At 67.8% G+C, this 20,245-nt stretch carries 18 protein-coding genes; 2 read left to right on the top strand and 16 right to left on the bottom strand.

Annotated features, from left to right (window positions below; genetic code table 11):
* Positions 1-15: 15 nt before the first annotated feature.
* Complete coding sequence (locus HCT51_RS16560; RefSeq protein ID WP_208322595.1) at positions 16-882, bottom strand: S1 RNA-binding domain-containing protein; 867 nt, start codon at positions 880-882, stop codon at positions 16-18.
* Between HCT51_RS16560 and HCT51_RS16555 the strand changes: the two genes are divergently transcribed.
* Both HCT51_RS16555 and HCT51_RS16550 read left to right on the top strand, forming a co-directional pair.
* Positions 881-1,852, top strand: coding sequence for a glycosyltransferase family 2 protein (locus HCT51_RS16555; RefSeq protein ID WP_224760549.1), 972 nt, complete (start codon positions 881-883; stop codon positions 1,850-1,852). The genes HCT51_RS16560 and HCT51_RS16555 overlap by 2 nt on opposite strands.
* Positions 1,849-2,502 (top strand): polysaccharide deacetylase family protein, encoded by a 654-nt coding sequence (locus HCT51_RS16550; protein ID WP_224760548.1) that lies wholly within the window; start codon positions 1,849-1,851, stop codon positions 2,500-2,502. Before HCT51_RS16555 ends, HCT51_RS16550 begins: the two co-directional genes overlap by 4 nt.
* 12 nt (positions 2,503-2,514) lie before the next feature.
* Here HCT51_RS16550 and HCT51_RS16545 read toward each other — a convergent pair whose 3' ends face one another.
* The 15 genes from HCT51_RS16545 to HCT51_RS16475 all read right to left on the bottom strand — a co-directional run bounded on the left by HCT51_RS16545 (position 2,515) and on the right by HCT51_RS16475 (position 19,997).
* Positions 2,515-3,417, bottom strand: coding sequence for a glycosyltransferase family 2 protein (locus tag HCT51_RS16545; RefSeq protein ID WP_166874820.1), 903 nt, complete (start codon positions 3,415-3,417; stop codon positions 2,515-2,517).
* A gap of 10 nt (positions 3,418-3,427) precedes the next feature.
* Positions 3,428-4,762 (bottom strand): O-antigen ligase family protein, encoded by a 1,335-nt coding sequence (locus tag HCT51_RS16540; protein ID WP_166874823.1) that lies wholly within the window; start codon positions 4,760-4,762, stop codon positions 3,428-3,430.
* 24 nt (positions 4,763-4,786) lie between these two features.
* The gene (locus HCT51_RS16535; RefSeq protein WP_166874825.1) at positions 4,787-5,680 is read right to left on the bottom strand and encodes a hypothetical protein; all 894 of its coding nucleotides are present in this window, start codon (positions 5,678-5,680) and stop codon (positions 4,787-4,789) included.
* The gene (locus HCT51_RS16530) at positions 5,677-6,378 is read right to left on the bottom strand and encodes a hypothetical protein (protein ID WP_166874828.1); all 702 of its coding nucleotides are present in this window, start codon (positions 6,376-6,378) and stop codon (positions 5,677-5,679) included. The genes HCT51_RS16535 and HCT51_RS16530 overlap by 4 nt, the downstream gene beginning before the upstream one ends.
* A gap of 200 nt (positions 6,379-6,578) precedes the next feature.
* The gene (locus HCT51_RS16525) at positions 6,579-7,601 is read right to left on the bottom strand and encodes a TolB family protein (RefSeq protein WP_166874831.1); all 1,023 of its coding nucleotides are present in this window, start codon (positions 7,599-7,601) and stop codon (positions 6,579-6,581) included.
* On the bottom strand, positions 7,598-8,899 hold the full coding sequence (locus tag HCT51_RS16520; protein WP_166874833.1) for an MFS transporter: 1,302 nt from the start codon (positions 8,897-8,899) through the stop codon (positions 7,598-7,600). Before HCT51_RS16520 ends, HCT51_RS16525 begins: the two co-directional genes overlap by 4 nt.
* Positions 8,900-8,902: 3 nt before the next feature.
* Complete coding sequence (locus HCT51_RS16515; RefSeq protein ID WP_166874836.1) at positions 8,903-9,601, bottom strand: hypothetical protein; 699 nt, start codon at positions 9,599-9,601, stop codon at positions 8,903-8,905.
* A gap of 3 nt (positions 9,602-9,604) precedes the next feature.
* Entirely contained in the window at positions 9,605-10,216 is a 612-nt protein-coding gene (locus HCT51_RS16510) for an acyltransferase (RefSeq protein ID WP_166874839.1), read from the bottom strand.
* A 55-nt stretch (positions 10,217-10,271) separates the two neighbouring features.
* On the bottom strand, positions 10,272-10,844 hold the full coding sequence (locus HCT51_RS16505; RefSeq protein ID WP_166874842.1) for an HhH-GPD-type base excision DNA repair protein: 573 nt from the start codon (positions 10,842-10,844) through the stop codon (positions 10,272-10,274).
* Positions 10,845-10,907: 63 nt separating this feature from the next.
* Positions 10,908-12,593 (bottom strand): polysaccharide deacetylase family protein, encoded by a 1,686-nt coding sequence (locus tag HCT51_RS16500; protein WP_166874844.1) that lies wholly within the window; start codon positions 12,591-12,593, stop codon positions 10,908-10,910.
* A gap of 315 nt (positions 12,594-12,908) precedes the next feature.
* Positions 12,909-13,721: a hypothetical protein gene (locus HCT51_RS16495; protein ID WP_166874847.1), complete on the bottom strand. Its 813-nt coding sequence runs from the start codon at positions 13,719-13,721 to the stop codon at positions 12,909-12,911.
* Between the two features lie 32 nt (positions 13,722-13,753).
* Positions 13,754-15,778 (bottom strand): DUF4214 domain-containing protein, encoded by a 2,025-nt coding sequence (locus HCT51_RS16490; RefSeq protein WP_166874850.1) that lies wholly within the window; start codon positions 15,776-15,778, stop codon positions 13,754-13,756.
* Positions 15,779-15,807: 29 nt separating this feature from the next.
* Positions 15,808-17,577, bottom strand: a complete 1,770-nt coding sequence (glmS, locus tag HCT51_RS16485) for a glutamine--fructose-6-phosphate transaminase (isomerizing) (protein ID WP_224760547.1) — start codon at positions 17,575-17,577, stop codon at positions 15,808-15,810.
* Positions 17,578-17,588: 11 nt separating this feature from the next.
* Positions 17,589-18,602: an NAD-dependent epimerase/dehydratase family protein gene (locus tag HCT51_RS16480; protein ID WP_166874853.1), complete on the bottom strand. Its 1,014-nt coding sequence runs from the start codon at positions 18,600-18,602 to the stop codon at positions 17,589-17,591.
* Positions 18,603-18,626: 24 nt separating this feature from the next.
* Positions 18,627-19,997 (bottom strand): nucleotide sugar dehydrogenase, encoded by a 1,371-nt coding sequence (locus tag HCT51_RS16475; protein ID WP_166874856.1) that lies wholly within the window; start codon positions 19,995-19,997, stop codon positions 18,627-18,629.
* Between the last annotated feature and the right edge of the window lie 248 nt (positions 19,998-20,245).

Raw genomic sequence — 20,245 nt, 5'->3', positions numbered from 1 at the left:
CGAACTGCCAGTGAACTACCACTGCAGCAGGGTCAGCTCGCTGTACAGATAGTCCACGCTCGCGGCAGGCAGATCCCGACTGCGAAACATCTTCGCGCGGGGTGTGCGAAGGTCAACGCCGAGCGAGGGGACGAAACCGAGCACGCGATGCTCGGCCAAGGTCGCAAGCATCCCCTGCTTGACCAGCAGGTGCGAGCCCACCTCGCGCCATGCTGAGCGGAGCACGTCACGGCTGCCCCCGACGTAGAGCGGGGAGGCGAAAACCGGAAGCCGCTTGCGCCGGTCCTTCCGCACGATGAGGTACCCATATTGGTCTCCTGTCATCGCCACAACGTGGCGAGCGGCGGGGGCATCTCGGTGGTCGCGGTACACGCCGGCGTCTCGCCCGGTCAGGGTTCTCGCGATGATCGTGGGGTCATCCGACACGGTGATCCCGCGTCGGGAGATGCCCGGCAGGTTCAGCGTCACGCGGGTGGCGGTGTCGAGCGCGGCGAAACCGAGTCGCCGGTTCAGGGCCACGACGTTCCCGCTCGGCGACAGGTCGGTGAACTCGAACCCGCGCTGCGCGAGCATCGCGCGGATCAGCCGGACGCTGTGGGCTCGGTGCCCCTCGAGTACGCAGAACGCCGCGAGGTTGCAGAACCTGCGCTGCTCACCGTCGATGTCGCGTTCGGAGTAGACCGCGACGTACGCTCCCACGATTGCCCCGCCCGCGATGAGCTGGAACCCGTGGTTCGGTGCATCGACATCCCACGGAGGAGCGAGGAGCGCACCCCACGCCTTGAGTGAGACCCGCGGGTTCAAGTGATCATGCAGGAACACCGCGACCGCATCGGCATCCTCGTCGGTGATTGGTCGAACGTCGATTCTCTCGCGCTCCATGAGCCGAATAGTACGGCACGACCGGTCGCGTGACCGCTATCCTTCGACCAAGGAACTCCCGCTCACGGTCGTGTTCGACGTGCCGCCGAAAGGAACCCCCATGCCGAGCGTCGTGATTGCAGCGCACAACGAGGAGCACGTGATCGGGCCGAGCCTCGACGCGGTGCTCGACCATCAGCTGTCGGAGCGGATCGAGGTTGTCGTCAGCGCCAATGGGTGTGCTGACAGAACGGTGGCCGCAGCGACGCGACCGGGCGTCACCGTGATCGATCGCCCGGAACCGGGCAAGGCAGGAGCCCTCAATGCGGGCGACGCGGTGGCGACCGGCTTCCCGAGGATCTACCTCGACGCCGACATCCGGGTTCCTTCCGGCGGCCTAGCGGCCTTGCTCGGCCGCTTCGGGGAGACACCGGCGCCCCTCGCGGTTGTGCCTCGCCGTCGGCTGAACACGGCGGGACGGCCCTGGCCGGTGCGAGCCTACTTCTCGGTCAACGAGCGGCTGCCGGCGTTCCGGAACGGATTGTTCGGACGGGGCATGATCGCCCTGTCCGAGCAGGGCCGCGCCCGGTTCGACGCGTTCCCGGCGATGATCGCTGACGACCTGTTCCTCGACTCTCTGTTCTCGGACGCCGAGAAGGCGGAGGCGAGCAGCGTCGAGGTCGTGGTGGAAGCGCCGTTCACGACACGTGACCTGGTGCGTCGACTGGTGCGCGTGCGTCGCGGAAACGCTGAGATGCGGGCGGCGGCGGCCGCGGGGCGGGTCGCTGTGCAAGTTCGGTCGGCCGCCCGCTGGGCCTGGCTGCGCGACGTCGTGCTGCCGAACCCGCGCTTGGTGCCGGCCGCTGTTCCCTACGTGGCGATCACGGTGATCGCGGCCCTTCTCGCGCGACGCAAGGCTGGCGACGGGTGGGGTCGCGATGAGAGCACCCGTGGGGGACACCCCTCGGCGACGAACGGAGTATCGGCGTGATCATCAACCTCTGTTTCCACGGCATTGGAACCATCGTCACCGAGCGGGAGCCGGGGGAGTCCCGGTACTGGGTGACCGAGCGGTCCTTCCTCGACATCCTCGATGAAGTGCGAGGCAACCCGCAGGTCAGGCTCAGCTTCGACGACGGCAACCGGTCAGACGTTGCCATTGCGCTCCCGGCTCTGCACGAACGCGAGTTGCGCGCCTCGTTCTTCGCGCTCGCCGGGCGCTTGGATGACGCGGCGAGTCTTTCGCCGTCTGATCTCCAGGAGCTGCGTCGTGCCGGGATGGCGATCGGCAGCCACGGCTGGGACCATGTGCCGTGGCGCGGGTTGAGCGACGATGAGGCACGCCGGGAGCTGGTGGATGCCCGCGCCGCTCTCGCCGACGCCAGCGGCGGAGCGATCGAGGATGCCGCCTTCCCGCTCGGGCGCTACGACCGTCGGCTGCTCGGCCGGCTCAAGCGAGTCGGCTATCGAACGGTGTACACCAGTGACCGGTTCCCCGCGAGCCCCTCGGCGTGGCTGCAGGCGCGCTATAGCGTGACCGCGAGCGACACCGTGGGATCAATCCGAGCCGTGATCACGCGTCGTCCCGGCGCACGGGATGTCCGCAACGTCGTGGCGAGCGCGGTCAAACGGATGCGGTGAGCGGGCGCCTGCTCATCGGGGTAGCAGCGCGGTGCTGGCGCCGAGCTGCGGGGGCCGCAGCGGGGGCCGCAGCAGGGCGCGCAACGTGGTCCACGACTTGCGGCTACCCAGCAGCGCCCGCCGAAGTTCGACGAGTACGATCATGCCGAAGTACAACCACACCCACCGCTCGCCGGCGCGACGTCGGTAGATGCGCACCCGGTTCAACATCTGCATCGTGTGCGTGGTGGCGTTCTCGCCCGAGCCTCCGCCGACATGCATCGCCCCGGCTCGGGGCGTGTACACGGTGGCCCAGCCGGCATCCCGAGCCCTGAGGCTGAAGTCGGTCTCCTCCGAGTACAGGAAGTAGGACTCGTCGAGGCCGTGAAGGGCGTCGAAACACGGACGGTCGACGAGCAGGATTGCGCCGACCGCCCAGTCGACCTCGTGCTCGGTGTCGTACTCGCCGGGAATCTCGATCCGTTCGGTGAACACCGGGAGCCCGGTGAAGCTCAGCCCGCCAACTCGGCCGAGCGTCGGTCCGCGTCGGAGTGTCGGGGAGAGCCTGCCATCCTCCTCGCGCACGCGCGGCGCAACGATTCCCGCGCCTGGCCGTCGTCGGAGTACTTCGAGCATCCGTGGCACCGCGTCCGGATCCAGCGTGGCGTCGGGGTTGAGAATGAGAATCGCCGCGGCATCCGGGGAGGCGAGCACCGCTCGATTGATCCCGGCAGCGTAGCCCTCGTTCGTCGAGCGCACGACGTGGCAGTCCGACCTCGTCGACAGCAGCTGAACCGTGTCATCGGTCGAGCCGTTATCGACGACGACGACCGAGTACGCGAGGTCGCCGAACGCGTCGGGCAGGCTGTCGAGCAGCGCGGCGATGTGGCCTGCGCTGTTGTACGTGACCACGACCGCGGCAACCTCAAGGGGCACGGAACCCATGTTATGACCCACCTAACCCGGCGGACGCCCCCCGTTCGGGGGCGGAGGCCGTTGCCAGCGCGCTTCCGCAGAGCCCAGCGAGCATGAAGAGCATGCCGCCCGCGAGGGGGAACGAGAGCCCGTCGAAGAACGCGAACAACACCGCGACATTGAACATCGATGCGGCGAGCGCGTGACCCAGCATCCGCACTTCGGATTCACGGGAGCGCTTCGCTCGCAGAGCGCTCCAGATTGCCGCACCGAAGAATCCGAAGAACGCGACGAAGCCGAGTACGCCCACCTCAACCGCGAGCAGCACCCACTCGTTGTCGAAGATGTAGTACCTGGGCAGGAAGATCCCGAACCCGGAACCGATCAACGGCGAGGTCGACATGAACTCGGGAACGCGTTCGAGCCCGTTCGTCCGGGACTGGGTGCTCGGGTCACTCGCCGCCCCGGCGAACAGCCTGACGGTCGTTGCCAGCAGGCCGGGCACCGCGGTGAGTACTGCGACGCCCAGTACGGTGCCCATCCCGACGACCGCTGCCCGGTAGCCACGCGGGAGCGCCGGGATCATCGTGATGACGGCGACGGCGAAGCCGATGATCGCGGACCGTGAAACCCCCACCATCGACGAAATCGAGATGAGGACGACGGGGAGCCACCACCAGAGCCCCCCGCGGGATTGTCGCGTTCCGAATCCGCGTGAAATCGCGGCAGCGATGACGAGCGGGAGGGCGGCGTTCAACGCGGTGGCGTACTCGAGGGGGTGGATCGCCGTACCCGAGGCACGGATCACCCCAGCGCGCTCCTGGATGCCTCCCGCCATGCTCAAGCCCGGAATGGTGCCGAAGAAGTCGACCAGCGCCTGCCCGGTGAGGAACTGCAGCAGGCCGAGTGTGGCCAGCAATCCCGCGCCGATCCCAATCCGGCGTACCATGCTCGCGAGTTCGGATGGCGTCCGGATGCCGTCGACAGCGACGAGCAGCACGCCGGCCCAGGACAGCAATCGCACGAGGGCAGTGAACGCCGGGCTCACCTGATCGGAGGGCTGGCCGCGCAGCATGGCGGCGGCGAAACTCAGCAGCACGATCACGACGAATGCCGAGAAGGCGAACCGTACCGGCTGTGCGATCGGTCGCAAGTCGAACGCTCGCGTCTGCAGGCGGGAGATCGTCCACCAGCCGAGCAGCACCAGCCCCCACATCAGCGACGGGCTACCGAGCGAGCCGAGCGCGGTGACGACGACGCCTGAGGGAATCGCGAGCAGCAGCACGAGATACACCGTGAGCATCGTCACCGCGTCGGTGCCGCGGCGCGTCTTGGTGCCGCGATGGGCGGCTACGGCTCGTGACAAGGAACGCTCGGCCGTCACGTCGGCTCACCGCGCATTGTTGAGCTGTTCCGCTGCCGCCTGCTCGTCCTCGTAGCGTGACTGGTCAAACAGCGCGGGCGGCGGCTGGGAGGCCACTGGCGGTCTGGGCCTCCGCGGATGATGTCGTGCAGCGGACGTGGGATCGGTGGCCTTCGGCGCATCAGCTGTCGGTACACCAGCAGTTGGTGCAACAGCAGTTGGTGCAACAGGCGTCAATTCATCACGATTGGTCGCGACATCCGCCGGTGCGATATCCGTGGGCGTAACATCGGTCGGTTCATCACGCGGCGGCGTGGCGTGCCGCCTTCGGTGCGTGCTCAACCCGTCGACGAGCCCGGCGAGAAGCAGCGTGAGCACGACGCCGCCGAGTCCGGCGCCTGCAGTGGCGAGCATACGAGTGCGCTGTTGAGGCACGCTCTGTGTGTCCACGGTGAGAGGCAGCACCGTGACGCGATTCTCGACCGCGATGCTCTCCACCTTCTGCAGCTGTTCGAGCGTCGTCTCGGTGCGTTCGACCAGCAGCCCGAGCACTTCCTCCGCGGCCGCGTCGCTGCCCGCGGTCACCACGATGAGGATGACGGGGCCCGCGGTCGTGATGTCGCGCGTGATCTCGATCTCGACGCCGGGGTGTTCCTCGACCACTTCGTTGAGCACATTCTCCGAGCCGATCGCGCGCACGAGAACGTCGGCCGCGGGCACCAACCCGCCGAGGAACAGGTAAGGGTTTGCCCCCTCCGGGAGGCTGTCGGCACCGGGAAGGAGAAGCTGGGTCGCGGACCGTTCGTATCCTGGCGAAATCACGTACCACGCACCTGCCGCGGCCGCCGCGGCGAGGAGGATGCCGGGAAAGACGATGTACCACCGCCGCAAGAGCCCGCGGAGCGTATCGGAGAACTTCACGATGGGGATCCTTCCTGCACGCGCCCCGGCGTCCGTGCTGCCGCTCGGCTGAGACGAAGTCGTCGTTGTGCGACCAGGCGGTCGACGGTGACCGAACACCAGGTGCCAACGATCAGCGCCGCGGCGAACATCGCGGCGCCGGCTGCCGCCTGGCTGGTTCGCGAGGCCGAGACGTACTCGATCTTCATGGTCAGGGGGACGACGGATGCCGAGATCCGGTCACCGGGTGGCGCCGCGACCGCGGCCTGCAGGGCATCCGAGAGGTGCAGCACCCGGTCGACGAGTTCCAACTGCGTCGACTCGACCGAGTCGAACGAGCGTCCGACGACCTGGATCTTGACCTCGGCGGTCATGAAGGCCGACACCCATTGGTTGCCTGAATTCGCCAGTTGGACGAGCACGCCCTCCCGAATGCCGGCGCCGTAGTACGGAGCCTCCTCCGAATACCGCGCGGGGGGCCGACCATTGTTGATCTCCTGGACGACCGCTCCGGCGAACGCAATGACGCTGAAGTCATTCGTCCCATTCGCCGGCGACAAGCTCGTGGTCGCCGGGCGCATGAATGACACGACGGTCGTCGTGGTGTAAATGCCCCCGTCGCGCGCGAGCATGACCGTGACGAGAGCGGCACAGCCCACAAGGCTGACCGCGATGTACCACCGCCGGAGCAGGGCAGAGAGGACCTCGCGAATGATCATGCGCAGCCGCTCCGAACGAGGGTGTACGCAGGCACGCTGCCGGCAGCAGGCTTGTCCATGACGTCCTTCCTCGGGTGAGAAGGGCCCTTCGTGAGAAGAGAATGCGCCGCCACTCGGGCCGGGCGGCGCCATGACGGCCAGACTAGTGGCGTGGTCCCATTCTGGCTATAGCCAAGTGGCGCGGGGCCAGCGACGCAGCATCACCCCCCGACCTTGTGAACAACGGCCGGTGACCACGCATGTTCGATGAACACGGCGGGCGCGGCGGAGCCGTCAACGGCAACAGCCCACACGTCGCTGTCACCGATGGAGTCAGTGCGCGCCAGCCCGAACAGGAGTGTCGCGTCATCGAGCCACTCGACCTGGTCGTCGACGTTCTGGTCGATCGGAAGGGTCGTCTCCTGTCCGGTCGACAGCTCATAGACCGCTATGGTCCAGCGCACCTGCCCATCCGAGCCAACGTTCTTCTTGTAGGCCAGTCGGCTGCCATCCGGCGACAGAGACGGGCATTCGGCCCCGTCCCGAATCGCAGTCAGGGTACGCCGATCAAGGTCGCCCTCCACCAGCCAGGTGCGGCCGGCAGAAGCGGCCGTGGCGTAGAAGGTTCGGCCATCGTCCGTGAAGGTCACCCCCCAGATGTTCCTGTCAGCGGCGAGCACCGGCTGGCCGTCGACGAGGAGTTCGAACTCCTCCAGGTTCCCGAGACTGTTGCCGGCGACATCCGTCACCACCGTCTCGGTTGAGAACCCAACTGTCGCGTACGAATGCCCGGTGACAAACGCGGTAGTGGCGACGAGTTCTGAGTCGCCCGAGAGGCGCGTGCGGCTGGGAATGCCCGCAAGCGGCCAGGCCTGCTCGAGCCGGTTCTCGGCGTCATAGAGCTGCGCCTCGTAGGTTGTCAGCACTCCGCGCAGCACCCGCAGGCAGGCGGTGATGACGGATGTCGCGTCCACGCGGTCGCAGACCAGAGGGCTGATCGCGCGCTCGCCGCCGGGATTCTCGAGGGGGACGGATGCCACGTGGCCGTAGCCCTCGCCCGATGCCGTGTTGCGAAAGACGATGCGCGGCCCGGTGACCGTTGCCTCGGCGGCGACTTCCACCGCGCTCGGAGCGGAGCGCGCCTGCTCGGTGAGTTGCCACTGGGTGACCCCATAGAACGTCGCGGCCGCCAGCACCACGACGCTGACGCCGGCGAGCCAGGCGATCCGCTGCCGCTGGTTCACTCGGCGACCGACCGCGGCCGACGCGGTGTGGCGAGCAGCAGCGCCGCGGCAGGAATCACGAGGGCAAGCGCAACGGCGATCCCGGTGATCGCCGATTCGCGGCCCCAGACCACCCAGAGCAGCCCGAACCCGGTGGATGCGACCAGCCGAGACATCGCCACCACCGTCTGCGCCGACGCGATGCCGGTCGCCCTGGCCGCGGCGGGCGTGAACTGCGAGGCCAGCGCGGCGAGAATTCCATCGGTGGCCGCGTAGAACGCGCCGAGCAGCAGCAGGCAGAGCACCGTGATAGCGACCCCGTTGACCGGGATCGCCGCGACGACGTATGCGCCGAGAAGGGCGAGGTGGCCGATGACGAAGAGGCGCGCCCGGCCGATGCGGTCGGCCAGTCGGCCGAGCGGGACCGCCAGCGCGAGAAAGGCGACGTTGGTGCCGACGTAGAGCAGCGGGAAGAACTCCGCGGCGAACGCGCCGCGGCTCTGCAGCAGCAGGTAGATGAACCCGTCGCCGACGGTGAGTAGGCCGAGCAGACCCGCCGCGATCAGCAGACGGCGAAGCCGCGGGTCTCGCAGTTGTGCCCAGCGGAAACGCGGGCGAAGTTCGGCAGCGGTCTCGGCATGGGCTGCGCCCTCGGCAGAGGCCACAGCTCCGCCCGCCGCCACCTGGGCTGCGGCCGCTCGGCGGCTGCCCGGCACCATCAACCCCAACACGGCAAGACCGAGCACCGCGAACGCCAGCGACACCACGAACACGGTGCTGTACCCGTCGGGAATGAGCAGCAGGATGACGAAGGCGAGGAGCGGACCGAGCGCGGCGCCGACCGTGTCAAGCATGCGGTGCACCCCGAACGAGCGGCCCAGGTCGTCCGGTGCGGATGCGGCGCTGATCATCGCATCCCGAGGCGCGGTGCGCACGCCCTTACCGATCCGGTCGGCCGTGATCACCGCGGTCAGTGCGCCGAACCCGGTGGCGATCAGCAGACCGACCCTGGCGATAGCGGACAGCCCGTAGCCGAAGAACGCTACCCATTTCGGTTGATCGCCGCGGTCCGACACCCAGCCGGCGCCGATTCGCACCACCGCGCTGACCCCCTGATACAGGCCGTCGAGGAAGCCATACGCCACCATCGACAGACCGATCACGCCGGTGATGTAGAGCGGCAGGATCGCCGAGACCGATTCAGATGAGACATCCGTCAGCATGCTGACAATGCCCAGGGTGATCACCACCGACGAGACGCGGGCGCCGGTGCGGCGCGTTTTCGGCGCCGGGGAAGTGTCGCGCAGTGAGATGTACATCGATCAGCCCGCCGTGAAGGTGCCGAATACGGTGTACGCGCTGCCGGTATCGAGCTGGTAGACGGACACGGTGACCGCGTTCTCTCCCCGGGTGAACACCCACGCCGTCGTGCCGGACACGGCATCGGCCGGCCGACTGGCGAAACCGAGCGGACCGTACACGGACTGGTAGTGGTCAAGCACGGCGGCGGCGGCGGTTCCGGATGTCGCGGTGAGCCCCACCTGCAGCCGGGTTCCCTCCGACGCAAGCGAGCTGCTGACCACCCGCGAATCGGGTGCGAGGGGCACGACCTGGCTGGGGAACCCGGTGGTCAGCTCGCCTTCGGCCGATGCTGTCGCGGGCAACGGCGCCACGAAGAGGGGGGCCGGCGCTGGGCCCACCGGCGGGGTGGGGTCGGCCGGGGTGGTGCCTGGGGCGCCGCTGCCCGGCGCGCTGCCGGGTGCGCCGTCGCTGCCGCTGCCCGGTGCGCCGTCCGCGTTCGTGCCGCCTGGTTCCTCGCCGTCATCCGGCCCCGGAGTGGCCGTCGGCGGCGCGTCGCTCCGGGCTTCGGTACCGCTGGTGGCGGTCGGCGTGGGGCTGGGGCTCGCGATCAGGGCGGAGTCGGTCGGCTGACGCCCGGTGAGTGCCACCGCTCCAACCACGATGAGGCCGAGCGCGACCAAGACGGCGATGACCGTAATCGTGACCTGGCGCCGGTTCATCGTTCACTCCTCGGTCAGAACGCCGTCGAGTTCGCGGTAGCGCTCGCCGGTGACGGGGCAGCGGTACGCGGCATCCGCTTCTTCAACCAGTGCAATGCCCGCCGGTCCCACCCAGCCGACCCGCCGGGCCGGGACCCCGGCGACGATGGCGAACGCCGGCACGTCGCGGGTCACGACGGAGCCGGCCGCCACGAGCGCCCAGCGTCCGATGGTGACCGGGGCGATGCACACGGCGCGGGCGCCGATGGCCGCTCCATGCTGCACGAGAACGCCGACGGACGACCAGTCATCGGCGGACTTCAGCGACCCGTCGGGGTTGATCGCCCGCGGGTAGACGTCGTTGGTGAACACGACGGAGGGGCCGACGAACACTCCGTCCTCAAGCACCGCCGGTTCGTAGATCAGCGCGTAGTTCTGAACCTTGCAGTTCTCGCCGAGGGAGACACCCGGGCCGACGTACGCGCCGCGGCCGAGACTCGATCCGGCGCCGATGCGCGCGTGTTCCCGCACCTGCGCCAGATGCCACACCTTCACGCCCTCGCCCAGCATGGCGCGGTCGTCGACATCGGCGGTGTCGGCGACGAACGGACTGACGAGATTCGGGTTCCCGGTCATGGTAATTCCACAGACTAGGGAGTCCCGGTCCCGTGGCGCTACCCCGAGGTTGCGCTCAGCCGGCGTTTTTCGCGGCGGCTTTCATCGCCCGCTTGTGTTCTCGCACCTGCTTCAGCGAGTCGCCATCGACGATGTCGGCCACCGAGCGGAACGATCCGTCTTCGCCGTAGGGGGCGGATGTCGCGCGCCAGCCCTCTGCGTCGAGCCCGAAGCGCTTGCCGAGCAGTGCGAGGAAGATCTTCGCCTTCTGCTCGCCGAAGCCCGGCAGTGCCTGCAAGCGGCGCAGGATCTCGGCGCCGTCCGGGTCGCCGGAGGTCCAGATCGCGGCGGCATCCCCGGCCCAGTCGTTCGCGACCACCCCGGCGAGGGTTTGGATGCGGGCCGCCATCGAGCCCGGGAAGCGGTGCACGGCAGGCGGGGTGCGGCACACCTCGACAAAGGCGTCGGGGTCGTATGCCGCAATGGCTGCCGGGTCGAGCGTGCCCAGCCGATCCCGCAGCTTCGCGGGCCCGGCGAACGCGGTCTCCATGGGGATCTGCTGATCAAGCAACATCCCCAGCAGCAGCGCGAACGGGTCGGAGCTAAGCAGGGCGTCTGCGGCGTCATCGCCGGTGAGGTGCAGCGTCATCCGCCTATCCTCGCACTCGGATGGAGGCGGTGGCAGCCCGGGATTGCGCCTCGTCGAGCGCCGTTACCGCCGCACCGTCGCGGTCTGGCCGGATGTCGCGGCCACGGGCGTCAGCGATTGGTACGAGCCGGTGACCCGCACCGAGAGCGTCCTGCCGACATCCGCCGTCCGCGGCACGTAGATTCGGGCGGTCGCGCCCGCGATCGTCTGCCCGGCGCTCAGCCACTGGTACGTGAACGTGGTGCCACTCGGTGTCCAGGTGCCGGCGTTGGCGGTGAGGGTGCGCCCGACCCTGGCTTGCCCGCTGATCGTCGGCGTACCGGCGGTGATGGTCGTCGTGCCGGGCGGCGGCGGCGTGCTGGTGCCGGGGGCGCCGACGCTGTCGTACAGGGCGTAATCATCGGTGGTCAGCTGCCCGTTCTGGAACAGGTTCAGGCCGAAGCTGATCCCGGTGGCACCCGCCGGGATGACCGGGGTCTGCCACACCGCTTGCGCGTATGTGGAACTCGCGGCGAACCACGGGCTGGATGTCCAGTACGTCCAAGTGCCGATTCCGCTGCGCAGGTAGACGGCGAACTGGGTGACGGTGGATGAGGTGTACCAGCCCCGCAGCGAGTATGTGTGGCCAGGGGTGACGGTGGGGGCGCACTCGCCGAGGTCGATGATCGGCATCAGGCGGGCGTCACCGTCGGTGTAAGCCGTCATGGTCAGGCGCTCGGCGCTGTTGCCGCTGCGGCCAGGGCTGACCCGGGTGAAACTGGGGGTGTTCAGGCCGTAGCCGTAGTTCTGCCAGCACTGCGGCATCCCGGTGGTGCCCTGCGTCTCGAGGCTGGGGTTGATGATGCCGTTGACGCCCGGCCCCGCCGCCGGAGTGGTCAGGCTGTCCACGTTCACCGCGGGCTTCACCGCGCCGCCGATCACCTGGCCCACGGTGCGCACGATGGTGTTCTCGGTCTCGGAACGCGGGTCCAGCCACGCCACGAACTGCGACAGCAGGGTCGGCGAGATCGCGAGCGTGTCGGTGGGGCAGGAGCACACGCCGTGGAGGGTCAGCTGCAGCCAGCCGCCGGGGCCGCGTTCCTCAGCGTTCACCACCGCGTTCTGCAGGTCCTGCAGCGTCCACGTCGAATTGAATTGGTCTGGCGCCCTGGTGTAGTACGGGTTGGCAGGGGGAACCGCCTCCGAGAAGCCGCAGCCGGAGCATCCGAAGCGTGTCTCGATGTCGCCAAGCCCTCTGGCGCTGTTGTAGCCGCAGTCGCGTGCCGTGGCTTCGGCGGTGGCGTTCACGCTCGCGAACGGGTACGCGAAGCTGGTCACCGCGAATCCCCAGCCGAGCAGCGTCGACCGGTCGATGCACACCTGGCGCTTGGCCTCCGCCGGCGACGCGGCCGTGAGGTCGGCGTGGGTGACGGTGTGCCCGCCGATCTCATGGCCGGCTGCTGCCATCGCGGTGAGCTGGGTGCGGGTCAGGTAACCGGGCGCTCCCACGTAGCCGGAGACCGTGAAGAAGGTGGCATCCATGTCACGGGCGCTGAGGATGTCCGCCGCGCTGGCCTGCCCCGCGGTGGAGTCGTCAAAGGTCAGGCTGACGATCGTCTGCGGATCGGTGATCGCCGCGTTCGCGGGGGCCGCGGCCTGCACCGCGGATACCGCGAGCAGGAACCCACCGAGGATCGCGACTGCACGCCGCAGAGACGGGCGGCGTGTGGAGGATTCAGCGCTGGTCACTGACGTGGTGCTCGATGACATGGTGCTCGCCTGTCGTTGGGAGCCGACCGTGCGAGTCGGTGGCGCGGAGGCCATGCTCGGGAGGGGTGTTTCGGGTGCCCTGGGGGTTAGCGAAGGGGGCCGGCTGGGATGTTCGGGTTGTCGGGTTGTCGGGTTGTTCGGGTTGTTCGGGTCGGTCGGGTTGTTCGCATTGTCGGGTTTGTCGAGCGGATGTCGCCGCCTGTGTGCTCCCGCTGATGGGAACTCTCGGCAATTGTGAGCCGCGAACGGTGCCAGCGGCAGGGGCGGCCCAGAACGATGTGGCTTTGCGCAGCGGGATGTGGCTACCCGCAGCCGCTACCAGTTGACGCCGCTGGTGGTCACGATCCGCAGCCACGGCCCCTCCGGGACGTCTTCGAACTCGACGAACTGCCAGTTCACCCGATCGCTCTCGCCGTTCAGATCCTTGAACCGCAGGCAGCCGTTCAGGGCGGGCGACACATCCATGCCAGCGTTGTTGTATCGCTGGTTAGCGGGCCGGGCGTCGTCGGTCCCGAACACGTACTGGGCGTCGTGGTACTCGCCGGGTCCGGCATCCTGAATCTGGCCGTAGCAGGTGCGCCCGTTGGCGCGGATGCGCACCCAGCGGTTCTTCATCAGGCTGAAGTCGCGGTCCTCGATCCGGTCGCGGTATGGCGCGTCGCCGGCCCACGGGATCACACTGCCGCGCATGGCGAAGCCTTCCGGGTCGTTCACGTCGTCGTATGGAAGGTCGAGGTAGAACGGGTTCTCCTGCGGGATGATGTGGTGCGGAAAGTAGCCGTTGTCTGCGGTGCGCGGTTCGGTCTCGCAGACGCCACCGGTGATGACGCCGTCGCAGCCGCCGTAGTTCGCGTACCAGCCACCGTCATAGGTGGAGATCACCTGGCTGCCGTCATCGGCGTTCGGGTCGAAGACCTCACCCACCCAGAACGTGGTCGCCACGATGTTCGTGTGCCAGGGATACTGCCGCGGAGAGTTCATCATGATCACCACCAGGGTCACGATCACGCCGATCAGCAGCACCGCGGCCCCGGCGATCAGCAGGGCGGATGCCAGCGGCACGCGGCTGTGGCCGATGACGACGGGTGCGTCGTCATCGGCCACAGCCTGGTCCGGGGATCGGATCATTTACCGTTTCCTTGGAGGGCGGATCCGCACGGTCACGGAGTCGCCTGGGCGAGGTTGTTGTACTCCGCAGAGCCGGCAAGGGCAGCAGCGAGGACAAGATCGCCGAAGTCGCGAACGAAGGGTGACCAGTTCGGGATCGCTCCCGCCTCAGGTGGCCGGCTCAGCAGCGTTTGGTAGAGCGCTGTGATCCTGACGCCGAGGGTCTCCGGTGCTTGGTAGAACCCGAAGGCAAGCTGATCGCGGCCCATGCCGGCCTGGAGGGCGGTAACCCAGCCCTGCAGTCCTGCTGCGTCCGGCGCCCTCAGCAGCAGCTTCTGATACAGGTCGCTGACCCACGTCCCAAAGTTGTTCTGACCGACGGTTCCGAAGTACTCCGGGGAAGCGTAGAACCCTGCCGCGATCTGAGCCACCGGCATTCCCGCCTTGGCCGCTTGAACCCATCCCGCCAGTCCTGCGGGATCCGGTTCGCGCCCCAGGGTGTCCCGGTAGAACTTCGTCACGACTGTGCTGATCCACTCATCCGAGCGCGACAACTCCGTCGAGACGGAGTAGTGCGTTTGCGGCCCGGCCGCCAGCACGATCGACCAACGGTCGACCTCTGCCGCCGTGGCTGCCCGGCCGAGGAAGTCCCGATAGAGCTTCTGCACGAACGGTCCGGCCCCGGTCGCCGGGGGTGGCGGCGTTCCGGTCACCGGCGGCGCACCCACCGTGTCGTACAGAGCGTAGTCGTCGGTCGTGAGCGTGCCGGTCGAGATCAGGTTCATGCCGAAGCTGATTCCGGTCGATCCCGCGGGAATCGCGGGGGAGGTCCACTCGGCCTGGGTATACGCCGTAGCCGCGACAAGGAGCGGACTGGACGTCCAGTACTGCCACGTGCCGATGCCACTGCGGAGGTAGACGGCGAACTGCGTCGGCGCCGTGGAGGTGTACCAGGCGCGCAGCGAATACGTCTTGCCGGGCGTTACCGTCGGAGCACACTCACCGAGGTCGAGCACGGGCATGAGCCGCGCGTCACCGTCCGTGTAGGCCGACATCGTCATCCGCTCAGCGACGTTGCCAGTTCGACCGGGATTCACCGCAGCGAACGCGGGTGTGTTGGTGCCGAAGCCATACGACTGCCAGCACTGCGGTGCTCCGCCGGCGCCCGCGGTCTCCAGACTGGGGTTGAGTAGACCGTTCACGCCGGGTCCCGGAGCAGGAGGGGTGATCCCCGCAACGCTGACGGCCGGCTTCACCGCTCCGCCGACGACCTCACCGACGGTTCGCACGTGTGTGTTCTCCGTCGTTGCCCGCTCGGCGAGCCAGTCGGTGAACTGCCCGAAGACCGTTGACGATATCGCCAAGGCATCGCACGCGTTGTCGCACAGGTGGTGGAACGTCAGAACGATCCAGCCGGTTGCCGTGGTGCGACGTTCTTCGGCATTGATCACGGTGGTCTGCAGGTCCTGCAGAGTCCAGGTCGAGTCCTGCTGATCCGGTGCCTTGAGCACGAAGGGATCGCCAGGCGGGATCTCTTCCGCGAAACCGCAGCCGGCGCATCCGAACCGCGTCTCCACGTCGCCGAGTCCTCGAGCGTTGTTGTAGCCACAGTCAGACACGATCGCCCTGGCCGCGTCATTCACCGACGCGAACGGATACGCGAAACTGCGCACCTGGAAGCCCCAGTCGAGCAGCGTCGCGCGGTCGTTGCAGACCTGCCGCCTCGCCTCGGTTGCCGATGACGTGGTGAGGTCGGCGTGAGTCACCGTGTGACCGCCGATCTCATGCCCGTTCGCCTGCATGGCCGTCAACTGTGCCCGGGTGAGGTAGTTGGGCGCGTCGACGAATCCGGACACCGTGTAGAAGGTGCCCTTCATCCCGTGCGAGTCGAGGATGTTGACCGCCGCCTGCTGGTCGGCGTTGGAGTCATCGAAGGTGATGCTGATGGTAGTTTCCGGGTCGGTCGGTAGTGCGTTCGCCGACACCGCCTGGATCCCGGTGATTGCCATGGCGAGTCCGGCGATCACCGCCACTCGGCGCAGCACCGGGCTGCGATGTTCACGGGTTGGAGTATTCATTTCGGGGCTTCTCCTCATCGGGTTGGGAGTTAGTCGACTGTGACGGACTTGGCGAGGTTGCGTGGCTTGTCGACATCGAACCCGAGGTCGGCGGCCAAGTTGAGGGCGAGCAATTGCAGGGGAACCACGGCTTCGAGCGGGCCGCAGGGACTGTGTTTGGAGAGCGGCACTTCGATGCGGCTGCCGGGCTGACCGATGGTCAGGATGCGGCCGCCTCGTGCGCTCACCTCGGCGATATTGCCGACCAGGCGAGGGTCGGCGTCATCCACCACCACGACGGGGGTGCCGTCTTCAACCAGGGCGAGCGGGCCGTGCTTCAGCTCGCCGGCTGGGTATGCCTCGGCCCAGCGGTAGGTGAGCTCCTTCAGCTTGAGCGCGCCCTCCGCGGCGTATGGCACGGCGGCGCCGCGTCCGAGGAAGATGAAGCCGTTCGCGTTCCGCACGTCCTCGATCACTCCGGGGAGCGCCAGTCGCGCGGAGTCTGCCGCGGCGGCGAGCCGTTCCGGGGTCTGCGCGAGATCATCCACCAGCGCGCGGGCTGTGGTCTGCGACATCCGACCGGAGGCGACCAAGGCCGAGATGACGAGGCCCGCGCCCATCAGCACCTGACAGACGAAGGTCTTGGTTGCGGCCACCCCGACTTCGGGGCCGGCAGGACACACGAGCACCGAGCCCACCTTGCGGGCGAGCGTGGAATGGGCGTTGTTCACCAGGGCGAGCACCGGGGTGCCTATCGGGCTCTCGTCGATTGCGCGCAGCACGTCGGCGGTTTCTCCCGATTGGCTGATCGCGAGCGTCAGCGTGCCGGGCTCGATAACCGAGCCGGCCGCCTCGCTGGCAACCACCACGCTGTGCGCGAGGCCCCCCAGCCTGCTGAGCCCCGCTCCGATCACCTGACCCGCGTTCAGCGAGGTGCCGCACGCGACGACCCTCAGGCGATCGAAACGGGGTAGTCCAAGTCCGCGCCATAGGGCGCCGTTGGCGATGAGGCTGCCGATGTCATTCAGCACCCGGGCGGCGGCTTCCGGCTGCTCGTCGATCTCGCTGGCCATGTGGTCGCCGGCGTCGAGTCGTCGCCCTGAGGCCTGGGTGGGGGACGCGATTGGGTCGGGCGCATCCACGGCCACCCCGTCCCGCAGCCAGACCAGCTCGTCGCTGACCTCGACCACGTCACCGTCGTCGAGGATGTGGAACTCGTCCACCCAGTCGGCGATCGCCGAGACGTCGCTGGCGAGAAACATTCCGCGGTCGGAGTGCGCGACCAGCAGCGGGGACCGGTGCGCCGCGGCCACCATCCGCCGCGTCTCGCCGTCCAGTACCACGATTGCCCATGAACCGGTCAGCTGCTGCACGGTACGGTTCACCGCCTCCAGCAGGTCACCGGTTGTCGCGAGGGCGTCTTCGACGAGGTGGCAGATCACCTCACTGTCGACATCCGACTGGAACACGTGGCCGAGCTGCTGCAACTCAGCGCGCAGGTGCGGGGCATTGTCGATGATGCCGTTGTGCACCACACTCAGCCGGCGCAGGCAATCCTGATGCGGGTGCGCATTCGCGACGCGCACCCCGCCATGAGTAGCCCAGCGCGTGTGCCCGATTCCAATGCCGCCCAAGCTCGGGCCACCCCAGGCCTTCGCCAGGTCATGCAATGCATTCACGCGCTGGGTGGTGCGGAAAACGGCAGTGGAGCCATCGGCGGCCGACACCGCGAGTCCCGCGGAGTCGTACCCGCGATACTCGAGCATGGTCAGGCCTGCCACCAGGTAGTCGGCCGCTCCCGCCGTCGTGCGGCAGGCCATGATCCCGCACATCATGCCACCGCAGCATCGGATGTCGCGGCGAGCGGCATCGGTTCGTTGCCGTTCCCGTCGGCGTTGGCGCCGGCAACCTGACGAATGATCTCGTCGAGGGGCGTGCTCGGCTCGAAGCCGACGAGCTCGCGGGCGAGCGCATTGTTCGGAACCCGCCGGCGCATGTCTTCGTAGCCGTCGGCGTACGCCTCCGAGTACGGCACCAGCCGCACCTCGCTGTCGCTGCCCAACACCTGGATGATGCGGTTCGCGAGGGTGAGGATGGAGACCTCTTCCGCTCCTCCGAGGTTGACCGCCCGCCCGTACGCGGCCGGGGTCTCGGCGAGCCGCACCATCGCAGGCACCACGTCGCCCACATAGGAGAAGCATCGGGTCTGCAGCCCGTCGCCGAACACGGTGAGCGGTTCGCCGCGTTGCGCCTGGCCGACCAGATTCGGCACCACCATGCCGTACCGCCCGGTCTGCCGTGGCCCGACCGTGTTGAACAGTCGCACGATGGCGACATCCAATCCGTACTCGGTCCCGTAGGCGTGCGCGAACGCCTCATCGATGCCTTTGGCGGCCGCGTAGGTCCAGCGCGACAGCAGGGGGGACCCCAGAATGCGGTCGGCGTCCTCGCTCAGCCCGTCTGCGGTGTTCTTGCCGTAGATCTCGCTGGTGGACGCGAGCAGCAGTGTCGCGCCCTCGGCAACGCAGGCGTCGAGCACGTTCTCGGTGCCGTGGATGTTGGTGCGCAGGCTGGTCAGCGGCTCCTCGACGATGAGTTTGACCCCGACCGCGGCTGCCAGGTGGAACACCCGGTCGGCACCGGCCACGGTAGTCGACACCAATGCCTGATCGAGCACCGACCCGTGGACCATGGCGAGCCTCGGGTTGGTCGCGACCGTGACGAGGTTCTGCTGGCGCCCGGTTGACAGGTCGTCGAGGACAACGACCTCGTCGCCGCGGTCCAGCAGGTATTCGGTGAGATGGCTGCCGATGAAGCCGGCTCCGCCGGTGATTACGCTCTTCACGATGCTCCTCAAGTCGCGTGTCGGCTACAGCAGCACGCGCTGAGGCAGGTCGGATCGGCGGTAGGTGGTGTCGAGCACGACATCGTCTGGGCCAAGCCACGACCAGTCGGTTCCGGCATGGTCGGTGTGCAGCACCACCAGGTCCGGGTGGAACAGTCCAGGCTCGCTCGTTCCGAGAATCTCCGTGCCGTCCTTCAACCGCAGCGACTTGAAGAACGGGTCGTAGTAGCCGATCTCCGTTCCGTGGGCGGCGAGCATGCTCAGAATTTCGAGCGCCGGCGACTCACGCAGGTCGGCAACGTCGGGCTTGTACGAGACGCCGACCACCAGCACGCGAGCGCCGTCGAGGGGCTTTCCTCGATCGGCGAGGGTCTCCAGAATGCGCTCGACGACGCGTCGCGGGCGTCGAGCGATCTCGGACATCGCTTGCTCGATCACGGGCACCTGGATGTGCTCCTTGCGCAACTGCCAAAGCAGGTAGTGGGGGTCACACGGGATGCAGTGTCCGCCGACGCCGGCGCCGGGATAGAACGGCATGAACCCGTACGGCTTGGTTGCGGCCGCCCCGATCACATCCATGACGGGGATGCCGAGGGCCAGGCATGCCTCAGCGAACTCGTTCGCGAGCGCGATGTTGACCGCCCGGAATGTGTTCTCCAGCAGCTTGGTCATCTCAGCGGCTTCAAGAGAACTGACCCCGTGCATCGTGCGTGCGTATCGGCCGAGCAGCGCCTCGGCGGCAGCCAGGCAGCCTTCAGTGGCGCCACCCACCACGCGCGGAACGTCCTCGTGCGCGAACCGATCGTTTCCGGGGTCGATGCGTTCCGGGCTGAAGGCGACGTTGATGTCCCGACCGACGACCAGGCCGCCCTCCTCGAGCGGGGTCACCAGAAGATCGCGCGTGCAGCCGGAGTATGTGGTGGATGTCAGGATGAGCAGCTGGCCCGGAACCGCCGCATTCACGACCATCGCGCAGGCGCTTCGCAGAATGCTCAGGTCGGGTGTCTGGTACGGGTCGATCGGCGTGGGCACGCAGACGATCACGGCCGCGGCGGTGCTCAGTTGGAGGGAGTCGCCGCTGATGGTGAAGTCGTCCGCCTGCAGCGCCTGGGCGAGGCGCTCCTGGTCGGAGCGCAGCAGGTCGGCCTCGCCGTTTCGAATCGTGGCTAGCCGGAGTTCCGAAACATCGATTCCCAGCACGCTCGCGCCGGCCGCGTGCAAGGAGAGCGCTGTCGGCAAGCCGACATAGCCGAGACCCACGATTGCCACGTCGTAGTCGAACTGGTGGTCGCGTGCGACCAGATTGGGCCGGAACTCGAGGTCAGGTTGATCGGTCGTTCGCGCCTCGTGCCGCGGGGTAGCCACGACTGAGGGCGTCGCAATGTTCGTGGACATGCTGGATCCTCTGGGTGCGGGTCATCAGTCCTCGATCGTCATCACCGCTGGGCGCATCCTCGGAGAATTTGTCCAAGGCGTGAACGGTACGAACCGTGACGAACCGCTTCGGGTTGAGTTCGGGTATTCGGGGTTAGAGGGTGGAGCGAACGGCAGTCCGGCGAGGGTTGCGCTGGACTCTTCGCCAGTGTGAAGGCCAACAGGGGAGCTGGGGCAGGCTCTGGGCTGAGAATGTGGTTTCCCGCACA

The sequence above is a fragment of the Salinibacterium sp. ZJ450 genome, assembly GCF_011751885.2.
Classification (GTDB): Bacteria; Actinomycetota; Actinomycetes; order Actinomycetales; family Microbacteriaceae; genus Ruicaihuangia.
The sequence above is the reverse complement of the archived record's forward strand: the minus strand, read 5'-3'. Positions and strand labels throughout refer to the sequence as shown.